The 12,847-nt window shown below is 29.2% G+C and carries 13 protein-coding genes; all 13 read right to left on the reverse strand.

Going from position 1 to position 12,847, the window contains the following annotated elements; translation table 11 throughout:
- Window positions 1–9 precede the first annotated feature (9 nt).
- The 13 genes from asnB to KF816_10055 are packed head-to-tail and all read right to left on the reverse strand — an operon-like array spanning window position 10 to window position 12,846.
- The gene (gene asnB / locus KF816_09995) at window positions 10–1,869 is read right to left on the reverse strand and encodes an asparagine synthase (glutamine-hydrolyzing) (protein ID MBX3008345.1); all 1,860 of its coding nucleotides are present in this window, start codon (window positions 1,867–1,869) and stop codon (window positions 10–12) included.
- A gap of 3 nt (window positions 1,870–1,872) precedes the next feature.
- On the reverse strand, window positions 1,873–2,466 hold the full coding sequence (locus tag KF816_10000) for an acyltransferase (protein MBX3008346.1): 594 nt from the start codon (window positions 2,464–2,466) through the stop codon (window positions 1,873–1,875).
- A gap of 1 nt (window position 2,467) precedes the next feature.
- The gene (locus KF816_10005; protein ID MBX3008347.1) at window positions 2,468–3,592 is read right to left on the reverse strand and encodes a glycosyltransferase; all 1,125 of its coding nucleotides are present in this window, start codon (window positions 3,590–3,592) and stop codon (window positions 2,468–2,470) included.
- A complete protein-coding gene (locus KF816_10010; protein MBX3008348.1) occupies window positions 3,589–4,206 on the reverse strand; it encodes an acyltransferase in 618 nt (205 codons plus the stop codon). Before KF816_10010 ends, KF816_10005 begins: the two co-directional genes overlap by 4 nt.
- Window positions 4,184–5,419: a hypothetical protein gene (locus KF816_10015; GenBank protein MBX3008349.1), complete on the reverse strand. Its 1,236-nt coding sequence runs from the start codon at window positions 5,417–5,419 to the stop codon at window positions 4,184–4,186. The genes KF816_10010 and KF816_10015 overlap by 23 nt, the downstream gene beginning before the upstream one ends.
- Window positions 5,420–6,628 (reverse strand): glycosyltransferase family 4 protein, encoded by a 1,209-nt coding sequence (locus KF816_10020; protein MBX3008350.1) that lies wholly within the window; start codon window positions 6,626–6,628, stop codon window positions 5,420–5,422.
- A 1-nt stretch (window position 6,629) separates the two neighbouring features.
- Window positions 6,630–7,742, reverse strand: a complete 1,113-nt coding sequence (locus KF816_10025; GenBank protein ID MBX3008351.1) for a DegT/DnrJ/EryC1/StrS family aminotransferase — start codon at window positions 7,740–7,742, stop codon at window positions 6,630–6,632.
- Entirely contained in the window at window positions 7,739–8,209 is a 471-nt protein-coding gene (locus tag KF816_10030; GenBank protein MBX3008352.1) for an N-acetyltransferase, read from the reverse strand. The genes KF816_10025 and KF816_10030 overlap by 4 nt, the downstream gene beginning before the upstream one ends.
- Entirely contained in the window at window positions 8,202–9,221 is a 1,020-nt protein-coding gene (locus KF816_10035; GenBank protein MBX3008353.1) for a Gfo/Idh/MocA family oxidoreductase, read from the reverse strand. Before KF816_10035 ends, KF816_10030 begins: the two co-directional genes overlap by 8 nt.
- Before the next feature lie 4 nt (window positions 9,222–9,225).
- A complete protein-coding gene (locus tag KF816_10040) occupies window positions 9,226–10,332 on the reverse strand; it encodes an N-acetyl sugar amidotransferase (protein MBX3008354.1) in 1,107 nt (368 codons plus the stop codon).
- 6 nt (window positions 10,333–10,338) lie between these two features.
- Window positions 10,339–11,097, reverse strand: coding sequence for an AglZ/HisF2 family acetamidino modification protein (locus tag KF816_10045; GenBank protein ID MBX3008355.1), 759 nt, complete (start codon window positions 11,095–11,097; stop codon window positions 10,339–10,341).
- Entirely contained in the window at window positions 11,097–11,717 is a 621-nt protein-coding gene (gene hisH / locus KF816_10050; GenBank protein MBX3008356.1) for an imidazole glycerol phosphate synthase subunit HisH, read from the reverse strand. Before hisH ends, KF816_10045 begins: the two co-directional genes overlap by 1 nt.
- A complete protein-coding gene (locus tag KF816_10055) occupies window positions 11,710–12,846 on the reverse strand; it encodes a hypothetical protein (protein MBX3008357.1) in 1,137 nt (378 codons plus the stop codon). Before KF816_10055 ends, hisH begins: the two co-directional genes overlap by 8 nt.
- Window position 12,847 lies beyond the last annotated feature (1 nt).

Below are 12,847 nucleotides of genomic sequence, written 5' to 3' on the forward strand. Positions count from 1 at the left end.
AATATTTTATCAACATGATATTAATTCATTGAGAACTATTAAACTCCATAATAAATTGCCATGATCATGTAAGCCATTTCTATTATCATTCACTATTTTATCAAATTCAACTTTATTAAATAGATAATTAATACAACCCATCTGATTTAAGTGATCTTTTAATTCATCGGTTTTGAACCATTCTCTGACAGGAACCCTAAACCCTTTTTTGGGTGCATTAAATAATTCCCTTGGCAATTTTTTAGCAATAGTATTTTTCAAAATACTTTTTCTTTCCCAGCCTTGCATTTTAATAGATTTATCTACTTTAACCATAAATTCAATCAGCTTATAATCTAAAAAAGGAAGTCTTGTTTCTAAAGAATATGCCATGCTCATACGGTCAACTTTAACAAGATAATCATTCGGGAGATCGTGTTTAAAATTTAAATACATTAGTTTATAAAAATCATCTTTGTACTTACATTTCTTCATAAATTCATTTAAATATTCGATTACTGACCATGTCTTAATTTCATTATTCATTAGAAGTCTTACCGAATCTAAATCAGGTTTAGCACGCTTGTCGAGCACTCTAGTATTAAATTTTTGTGAGCTGGTTTTTAATAAATGCTGATATCTATTTAGTTTATATCTTATACTTCCACTGGTTATTCTTTTAATAATACTTATGTTAAATGGAATTAATTCTTGAAAAATATTTGGCAGTGCCTTATAAATTTGTGCAAATTTGATCCCTTGATATGATGAATAACCTGAAAGTACTTCATCGCCGCCATCACCAGTTAATACCATTTTAACATGTTCAGCAGCAAATTTGGATACACAACCTGTAGGTATCGCCGATGAATCACCAAATGGTTCATCATAGTGAAAAGCAACTTTTTTTAAAGAATCGTAAAAACTTGTATGGTCTATTTTTTCAACAAAATGATCAGTGCTAAATTTATTTGCAACTAGTCTAGCTAATCTACTTTCATCATATTCATTTTCTTCGTAGCCTATTGTAAAGGTCTTAACAGGAAAGCTAGAATATTCAGACATCAAAGCCACTATCGAGGAAGAATCAAGACCACCGCTTAAAAAAGCACCGAATGGTACATCGCTGCGCATCCTGATTTTTACAGCGTCATGAAAAAGGGATGAAAACTCACTATAAATTCTCTTTTTATTACAGTACATATTATTTTCATCAATTTCAGGTAAATCCCAGTATTTATATTCATTTATACCGGAATTATTTACCACTAAATAATGCCCGGGCAATAACTTCTTAATATTCTTAAAAAAAGTATAGGGAGCTGGAATATTTTTTAATACGGAATATATTTCCAGAAACTCAAATAAAGGTTCTTTTGGCAATCCATACTCAAAAATGGATTTCATTTCAGAGGCAAACAAAACTGTGTTATCCCATAAAGCGTAATGTAAAGGCTTTTCTCCAATGCGATCACGAGAAATGAATAATTGCTGTTTACATTCGTCCCATAATGCAAAAGCCCACATTCCATTAAATTTATTTTGACAATCGGTTCCCCATTGCTCATAGGCTTTAATAATTACTTCAGTATCAGATAAAGTTCTAAAACTATGACCTAATGATTTTAGCTCTTCCTTTAGTTCAACATAATTATATATTTCACCATTTAACACTAACGAAATTGTCTTATCAACATTAAACATTGGTTGATCGCCTGTTGATAAATCAATAATTGAAAGCCTTCTATGTCCAAACCCAATATTACCGTTGATATAAAAGCCTTCTCCATCAGGTCCGCGGTGATGGACAATATTGGTCATTCTTTTTAAAAGAGATTTATTAACATGTCGAGAATTGTCAAAATGGAAAATTCCTGTTATACCGCACATAATTTATCTTGCCCATTTATTCTGTATCGAAATTATTTCTTCAAAAGTATATTTCGATTTAACCGCATTGATATGTAATTTAAGACTTTCGTGATTAAATCTAAGTTTTATAGGTTTGCAAGGGTTGCCAACACAAATTGAATAAGGAGGTAAAGATTTTGCAATAACAGAACCTGCACCAACAACGCAACCCTCTCCTAGTTTAACACCTTTTAAAATAGTAACGTTGGATCCAATCCAAACGTCGTCTTCAATGGTTATAGGAATATTTTTACCGCCACTTTTAACGAAACGCATTTGGATACCTACTTCTGATATATTATGATCCCCTCCCATTATGGTAACTGACCGGCCAAACATAACATTATTACCAATATTTACTTTAACGTTTGTATTAATCACAGTATTTAACCCCATGAACACATTATCACCTATTTCAATCAATCTATGATCAAAAAATTCAGAATTGTATCCAAACTTAAAATTACTACCTACTTTGCATAATGATTTTTTAATAATATACCATTTTAATGGCCACAGAAAATTTGGCAAAGTTCTTACGAAATAACTAAGATAAGTTGGTTGAATATTTAACATTTTAAAAACTTTTTAAGAATAATTCTATTTTTTCGCCGTTAGTTGCAGGATGGAAATAAGTCATACATTTTTTATATCCGTTTTCACCAATTCGTGCAGCCTCTTCTTTATTTTCGATTACAAATCTCATTGAATTTATTAATGACAATTCATCTGAAGGATTTGCCAAAATAACATCTCGTAAATTTTCGAGATAAAATTTAACATCACTAACATCTGTTGCAATAACTGGATTTCCAGTTCCTAAATATTCCCCAAGTTTAAATGGAAATCCTGCATTAGCATAGGTAGAATTAATTCTTGTCATCAATAAAACATCAGCATTCTTTAAGAATTGGTAATAATGTTCATCAGGAACCATACCTATATATTTAATTTTAGGATTTCCTTGAATAATATTTTTTGTAGAAAAATTAATTTGTCCTGCAAGAATTAGCTCAGTATTAAAATAAATTTTTGAAACTTTATTAAATGCTTCTACCAAAATATTAACACCATCTTTAATGCCATAAGTGCCACTATAAACAAATTTTATCTTCTCTGAATTATTATTTTTATTAAATTCAAACAAAAGATTTTCCGCACTAATCGGAATTAATTCAAGCTGACTTTCCTTTAAACCTAAATTTGTATATTTTTCATAAATTCTTTTTGAAATAACTATTAAACCAGTCACAAAATATTTTATGTTCTTATCAAAAATTACATTAATTTTATGCAAAAAAGATAATCGAATACTTGTATTTTCCTCATGGACCAAATAGTTTTCTACAATGTCTACAAAAATTGAATAACCTAAATTTCTACCAATAATTGCGAATAGTACATTAGTTAATCCGATACCATCATAAAGAATAAGAATATTTTGAGAATTTCTATTAAAATTTCCCTTAAGTATCTTTTTTTTTTTTAGCCAACCAAATATTATTTGGAGGCGATTAAATTTAATAAATTCCCATTTTACTCTATTTTTAATACCATTCTCTTTATTTCGATCATTGTTTTTACCGGCAATAATTACATTAACATTATTATTTACTGCCAAATACTCGGCAAATAATCTAATACGCTTGGAAGCTGCCATACCATAGGGGTATGGTTGAGATGAGATAAAAAGAATATTCATTTAAGATTTGCAGTTTTAACAATTTTTGCCGGGTTACCTACAACAGTAGAATCAGGAGGTATATTTTTTAAAGAAACAACTGATCCTGCGCCTATTATAGAACGTGCTCCAATAGAAACGCCTTTAAGAATTATCGAATTTGTTCCAATGAAAACATCATCTTCGATTATTACTGGTGATGTTTTAACATCCCTTCGATCAAGAAAAGTATCGCGTCGGTTTAGATGATTCAATGAATGATAATCATGATCAAATATCCTAACATTTCCACCAATCTTAACATTGCTTCCAATTCTTATTAAAGATCGAGAAGATAATACAGTTGATGTAAACCCACAATTATCACCGATTTCTATTCTACCCTTATCAATTGTTTGGAAACTAGCCCTATTATTAATTCCAACAAGATTTGATGATTTTCGAGAATTAAGAATAAAACCATTACCAATTTTAATTGAACCCTTATTAGCAATTTTAATAAATACTATGCCATCAACGGTAATTTTTGAAGGTAATGGGCACCCATTTATGAATAAGATTAATTCAGTTATTAAGGAAGAGAATTTAATGCTTATATTACTTATTAATAATCTATAAATTTTTATTAATAACATAGTGAGTATTCTCATTACTATCGAATATAAAGTACATAAAAATAAAACCTAAAAAAAATGGCAACCCAAATAGACTTTGCGAAATTGAAACTGACATGAAAGTAAACAGAATGACTTTAATATAATTTTTATCAAGCATTTTAATTTTTATGTATTTCATGAAGGAAAAATACATAGTAACAAATATCATTAAAAAACCAATTATACCCCATTTCCTTAAAATAGAAGTTAAACCGGACGCAGAAGCTGCATAAGCATATTCAATAAATTGACCTTCCCCAAACAATGGAAATTTATAAAAACTGTTTAAATCAAGAATTGCTTGTTCATTTCTTCCAACTTGATAATAAATGTCGTTATAAGTTAAGTCAGAATTAAAAGTTGAAACTTTTACCAAACTACTTTCTACCTTATCTCCAAGAAATTCAAAAGTATTATAACTATAAATCCCTATTAAAGAAATTAAGGCAAATGAAACAATCGAACTAAATGTAAATATTTTTCTTACAAAAAATATTAAAGAATATAGGAAGATAAAAAAAGCTATATAGGCCCCTAAAGAAAATGTAGAAATTAAAGCTATAATGAAAACTATATTCTTTTTATTTAATATTTTACCAGTTTCTAAAGTATTAAACATTATCGCTAAGTTCAAAAAGACACCAAATGCACCTGGCTCCCAAAACGGACCCGCATTTCTAGGAAAGTTGTTAAGAAGCCAATAATCATTTGTATAAATTATTATATTTGTTCTAACAAACTCAGGAAAAAGAGCCAAAGGTTGGATTACATTATGCGCAAATTCATTAAAAGTATTATAAATTTCTGAACTAGATGATAATATTGCCCATAAAAACAAACTTAAGATAGCAAAAAAGTACATAAATTTAATATAATACTTATTAAACTCAAGACCTATTATTTTTATCGCAGCAATAGCATAAATTATTCTAAATATTATACCAAAGAAAGGTCCTAAAATAAAATAATTTGTAGTAATTATTTGTGCTAACATCAAAACAATTAAAGAAATGATTGTCATGTAGGAAAATTTGTTGAATTTATGGCCATCTAGAAAAAAAACAATTAAAGTGAACCCAGCTATCAAGCCTAAAACTAGATTTCCAACAAAAAATGGGAAACCTGCCTGAGCTACTAACAAAAATAAAATAAAGTATTTAAAGGGTAACCCAATTCTATTACTTATTGACATTTATATACTTAGTAATTTCTTATAAATATTTTCAATTTTTTCAGAGTAGGTTACAGTGTTGCATTGTTTGTAAACTATATTGTAACCATTCTCACCAAATTTTTCCCTTTGTAGAGGATTATCAATCAGTTCTATAATTTTTTCAGCAATTTTTGTCTTATTTATTGGGTAAACTAAATAACCTGATTCTCCATTTTTCACAAACATTTCAGATTTTCCAGTAGCAATTATTGGTTTTCTTAAAGCCATTGATTCAATTATATCTCTCCCCCAGGGATCAGAATATAGTGAAGGGCGCACAACAATATCTAATATTTGATGATATTCTCTATTGCCATATGAATATTGTATTAATTTTATTTTGCTTTTTATATTATTTTCATTCATTGCTTTCATCACTTTATATGCATAATCTTCTTTAAATAATACTTTTTTTGCCATTCTTTTCCAAAATGGTTTAGGTGGTTGTGATCCAATAATTAAAAACACAACATTTTTGTATTCTTTCATCTTTATTATTTCTTTAATAACCTCAATAAATAGTAATTGTCCTTTATTGCGGGTAAATCTGCCTAACATTCCAACAACAATCGTATTTTCATTAATATTTAATTTCCTTCGAGTCTCATTTAGATCTAATTTAGCTTTTAGACTACTAAAATCAAAGGGATTAGGTACAACATGTAAGTTGTGGTGATGTATAAAAGGTTCAGCTTCTTTTTGGTTAATTGAGATTAAAGCATCGGAATATTTGAATATATTATTTATAATATATTTTTGAATGAGACCAATTCCATTATAATGAATTTCTTCTCGTAAGTGGGTAACAATTTTAAGATTTTTATAAGTTTTAAGATAAGGATAAAGATGAGAGAAAACTGAATTATTAATATGTAAAATGTCTATTTTATTTTTGATAAGAATGTTTATTATTTTATAGGCCTGTTTCTTAGCAGTGATACGATATAAAAAGAACCTAAGTAACGATGTTTTATGGCCTGGAACGCTAACAATCTGTTTTATATTTAATAGTTTTACTTCTTTAAGTTCTTTTTCTAATTCGTCTTTCATTACAACAGAATCACAGTTGCTTGAATATAAATATCTATCAAACAATTTTCCATCTAATGACATTACCATTAAATATAAACTCATCGCACCACCTGCATATGCAATTTGATTTCCAAGATACGCGATTTTATATTTCAAACTACGCTATTCCCCCCTTAAAATAATTTTTAATCATCTCAACTACAAACCGTTGTTCCGCTATACTTAATTCCGGGTATATCGGTAAACTTAACAACCTTCCTTGCAAATAAAAAGCATGTGGGAAATCATCAATATTATGATTTAAATAACTATATGCCTGCATAAATGGCAGTATTACAGGATAATGAATTTGAGTTTCAATACCTTTATTCAATAAATATTCTTTTAATTTTTCTCCTTCTTTAACTTGAATACAATAAACGTGAAATATATGTTTTACATTATTTTTTATTTTTGGCGTAATAATATTTGAAATCCCTTCCAATAATTCGTTATATTTAAGAGCAATCTCAAATCTCTTTTGATTCCATTCATCAATATATTTCAGTTTTACTGATAGAATTGCCGCTTGTAGTCCATCTAAGCGACTATTAATACCCTCCATTACATGAAAATGTTTCTTCAATGCACCATGATTTGCATACATTCTGCATTTATCAGCAAAATTAGCATCATTAGAGATGATTGCGCCGGCATCGCCATAAGCTCCTAAATTCTTGCCCGGATAGAAACTAAACGTTGCTGCAATTCCAAAAGTACCTACCTTTTGCCCTTTGTATTCTGCGAAATGGGCTTGAGCACAATCTTCAATCACATATAAATTGTATTTATTTGCAAGTTCCATTATGCTATCAATTTCAGCAGGTTGACCATAAAGATGCACCGGGATAATGGCTTTGGTTCTAGATGTTATTTTTTTTTCTATTTTAGTTACATCAATAGTATAGAATTTATCTATATCAATAAATACCGGTTTTGCACCAGTTTGAGTAATTGTTTCCGATGTCGATATCCAGCTGTGTGCAGTAGTAATTACTTCATCACCCGGACCTATATCCAACATCTTCAAAACAATGAAAATAGCATCAGTTCCATTTGCAACACCTATGCAATAATTTACATTATTTTTTTCTGCGAATTCTTTTTCAAATTCATGAACATATCTTCCTTTAATAAATGCTGACTCGCTAAGAACACTTGAAATAGCTTCATTAATTTCTTCTTTTATTGAAATATACTGTGCTTTTAAATCTACAAAAGGAATTTTCATTTTTTAACCTGTTTAATTTTTTTTGCAGGATTTCCTGCATACACCCCCGCTTCGGAAATATCTTTAGTAACTACCGAACCAGCACCTATAACAACATTGTCACAAATATTGACTGGTAAAATTGTACTATTTGTCCCTATCGCTACATTATTCCCTATCTTTGTAGATTTCCATTTTGATTTATCCCCCATCGCAGGGCCACCATCTGAAAAAACATCGTTAATAAACATAGCACCATGAGAAATAAAACAATTATTACCAATTTCAACAAGTTCACAGATGAAGGCATGCGATTGTACTTTACAGTTATTGCCAATCTTGACATTTTTTTGAACTTCAACAAAAGGGCCAATAAATGTATTTTCTCCAATTTCACATTCGTAAATATTAGAGGGTTCTATCACAATTACATTTTTCCCACATTTAACAGCCCTCACTGCAACTGATTTTTTAATTGGCTCAAACATTGTGCGCTTCCACATAAATTTTTTCGATAATCTGAACCGTCTTCATACCGTCAAGAAAATTAGTTGTTATTTTTCCATTGTTAGTTAATACATCAATGACATTTTCGTAAACTTTATCATGGTTTGACATTGAACCTTGATAACCACCATAATCGTTTGCCTTTCCTGAGTCCGGAAGATTCATAATGATATAGTCTTGAATTTCTTGATATTCTAATACATTGAGGTATTGACCACCAATCTTGATAGTCCCCTTCTCGCCAAAAACTGTTAGTGATCCTTCCATGTTTTTTTTGTAACAGTTTACCGTATAATTAATAGTTCCAATGATATCATTTTCAAATCTTACGATTACCACACCGGTATCTTCGAATTCAATAATATCTTTATGGTTGATATTTTGAAGAAAAGCGGATACATCTTTTATATTACCAAACAGCCAGTATAAAAGGTCTATGAAATGACTAAACTGAGTGAAAAGAGTTCCACCGTCCAGCTTTTTAGTACCTTTCCAATCAGAAGACTTATAATAATCTTCATTTCTATTCCAAAAACAATTTAGCTGTACGCTTAATACCCTGCCTAATCTATTTTCCTCCATCACCTTCTTAAGAGTTTGTATAGGGGGATTAAAACGATTTTGCTTTACAACAAATAAACGTTTGTTTGCATCTTCTGAAGCTTTGATCATTGCTTCACAATCAAGGACACTTAAAGCCATTGGTTTTTCTACTAATACATGATGCCCCGCTTTTAATGACTTTATCGTATGCTCTGAATGTAAACCATTTGGTGTACAAATTGAAACAACATCAATATTATTTTCAAATTTCAATAAATCATCAATATTCGAATAAAAATTAGCTTTAAAACTATTATTAAATATGTTTCTTCTTTCTTCTTTGATATCACAGGCAGCAACCAAATTGCCCATCTTTGTAATATGTTCCGCATGTCTTTCGCCAATTCGCCCATAGCCAATTATTGCAAAATTAATTTTTTTTGAATTCATATTATTATTTACCAAATAAAGTGATTAATTGTTTTTTCATCTTTTGATATGATTTGAAATAGTAATGAGATTGGATGGGTTGCTTCATTATTTCATGAAATTTTTTTTCATTGATTCCAATTTTTTTGCAAAAGTAAATTATATCCTCATTAATATTATCTTTATCATAAGTTGTTTTTTTCAATTCCAATAAAGCTTTTTCTCGTTGTATTTGACCTGAGCAAATTAGACTGGACAAATGCGCTTTGCGTTTGTCTATATTGAATTTGTTTGGTAAAATATATTTTTGATAAAATTCTGTTATTTTGGATTCACAGTGTTTACCACCATAATCTCTCCAATTTAGCTCGTCAATAATTATTTTTTTTGCATTTTCTTTATTATAATCAATTAGATCTAATATAGAAATATTTTTAGGCCCTTTTTTTGAAAAAAACAAATATTGTAAAAAGCTTAGTTTTGGAAAAGATTTCAATTTTACCATACTGTTATTTTTCACAATATCTTTAATATTGAGATAATCCAATTTTGACCCATAATACCAACTTTGAGGCATTATTGATTCACTAGAATAATTTGAGCCAATCAAAAAATATTTAATACCTTTATCTCGAGCCACCTGATTAACTGACGCAAATATTGCGAAATCTGAGGTCAATTCAAGATCCACTACAGAAGACTTGAAAAAAGCTAATTGGATTTCTCTAAACTCCTCCCAGTCCAAAACAACAGTTATTAAATCGATACCAAGTTTATTAACTATATTGTCAATATTCATAATAGCTAACTCAGAGTTCCAACCGTTATCTAAATGAACAGCCAAGGGTCTTAAACCAATTTTTTTTACAACTAGGTACGATAAATAACTACTATCCACACCACCGCTTAATCCAATTATACAGTCGTAGTCTTTATTTTTCCCATCCAATTTTATTTTGTTTATTATTTCATCAAGTTTTCTTTCCTTAATTTCCGGATCAATAAAATAAATTTCATTTAATCTTTTAATAGTATTAGTACAATGATTACAAAATCCATTTTCATCAAAAACAATATCCGGATCTGTGGTATCCATAACGCATCTTTTGCATATTTGGTATTCTCTCTGCATTGCTCCTCAATTCAATAAATGTTCTAATTCTTTGTATTTTGGATAACTAATTAATACAGCTCTATATATTCCTTGGAATACAAACATTGCGCCTGCAGAAACCGAATCAGCCCCGGCTTTTATTGCTTCTGCAAAGTGCACTACTTTTCCTGCACCTCCGCTTACAATAATTGGGACATCTGTTATTCTCGAGTAATAATCTATTAACTCTAAATCATAGCCTAACATTGTTCCATCTCTATCAATATTATTTAAGTAAACTTCACCACAACCATTATTAACGCATTTAATGATATGGTCTTTAATCAATATTTTCTTCTTCTCTTTTCCAGAATTTGAATATAGACGGTATTTACCAAAGAAATCTTTTTTAATATCAACTGCTAAAACAATGCTTTGATTTCCATAAATCTCAGCAGACTTTGAAATTAAATTATAATTATAAAATGCGGCAGAATTTATTATTACTTTTTCAATACCAAGCTTAAACAATCTTTCTATTTGTGATAAATTATTAATCCCTCCACCATATCCAATGGGCATAAATGCTTCAGAAACTATTTCTTCAATTTTCTTATAATTTGGCTCTCTCTTGTCATTAGTCGCTGTAATATCAAGCAGGATTAATTCATCAACCTCTTTGTCATTAAATATTTTTACTGCGTTTATAGGGTCACCAATATAAACCGGATTTTTAAATTTTGTGGTTTTTACAAGTCCGTTATTTTTTAATAATAAGGTAGGAATAACACGATGCCTTAGCACTATAAATTCTCAATAAAATTCTGAAGTAATTTCATCCCAAATTTGTGACTTTTTTCGGGGTGAAATTGTACCCCGAAAATATTTTCCTTAGCAAACGAGGATACAAAATCGTATCCATAAAATGTCTTGGTCAGTATATCCGCCTCATTTTTACAAACGAAATGATAAGAATGCACAAAATAGAAGCGTGATTCTTCATCTAAGTTCTTTAACAACGTGCTTTCTTTTTTGGGTTGAATTAAGTTCCACCCCATATGTGGTATTTTAAACTTATTATATTCCCCAAACGAAAATCTCTTCACTTCACCATCTATAAAACCAAGACCTGACTTATTACCCTCTTCACTCTTATCTGCCATTAATTGCATGCCCAAACATATACCTAATAATGGAGTTTTCTCTTCCATAACTTTTTTATTTATTACATCAATAAAATTAAGTTTCTCTAAATTTTGCATCGCATGATCAAATGATCCAACTCCTGGCAAAATTATTTTTTCAGCATCCTTTATTTTTTCAATAGCATCGGTAATTTCAACTTTATAACCAATTTTTTTAATCATATTGGCAATTGAGCCAATATTTCCCATACCAAAATTGACAATTATAGTTTTACTCATATTCTTTCATGAAAAAATCCATCCAATTTTTACTCACTGTCTCCCATGAACTGAATCTATAGATTTTCTCCCTATTATTCACGACTATTTTAAGATCCTTAAAATTCTTTAGAATGGAAATTAGAGTTAAATTTAAATTAGATAATTCTGAACTCCAAAATTTTATATTTAGTTTCTTATATACTTGATAAGGTAACCAATCACCAAGAATTACTAATGAATTTGCGAAAAGTTGTTCCTGTACCGTAGAAGAAAAAGCATCTGTATCTTGCATAAAGATTGCTACATCTGTAATTAATTTAATTTCGCATAAATCTTCTACATCTAGAAAATGGTCAATTATAATATAATCATTTGTAACTGTACTAATTAGTTTACGAATCTTTTCATTATAAGCCTTACATTCTTTCCTATAGGTCATTGGAATAATGAAAAAACAATTTTCGATTATATTTTTTTCAAGACTCTTCAGTTCATCAATAATTTTAACATGGTTTTGCTTGCTTGAAGCGTTACTACCAATCATAACAGATATCTTTTGTTGAGGGATCGCATGTTTTTTTCTAATATTTTCTAGTTTTGTGTTAGCTACAATCTTTCTCATCAAATCTAATTTTTCAATTCCAAATCTTAAATCATACGTTTCCATTTTCTCAATATTATAATACTCCAATATATCTTTAATAAAATCTGGATTTCCAACAACAAAGTCGGCTGATTTATAAACTCTCTCCAGTGCCAACTTTTCTTTTAAATTAGCTCTATAAAAATCACTCCCCCATGGACTTAGTACTAAATATTTACCTTTCTTTTTTATACTTGTGAATAAGTATCGATACATATTAGTTATATTATGAATATTTATATAATCATAATAATTATCTTTTATTTTATATAATATAATTTTTATGAATATTATTTTAATGTACAATTTAATACGAGGTATCTTTAATAATATTTTAACAATTTTAGGGGTTATTGACAATTTTTTGTTCGAATGTAAAGAGTAGAATATAAACTCATCCACATCAAGAACGTCAAATTTAAGATCATTGCTCGGAACATTACTAATGAATTCTTCTAAGAAAGGCCAACCATTTTTTACTCCAGCAACTAATAAAATTTGCATT

The sequence above is a fragment of the Melioribacteraceae bacterium genome, from assembly GCA_019638015.1.
GTDB lineage: Bacteria > Bacteroidota > Ignavibacteria > Ignavibacteriales > Melioribacteraceae > JAHBUP01.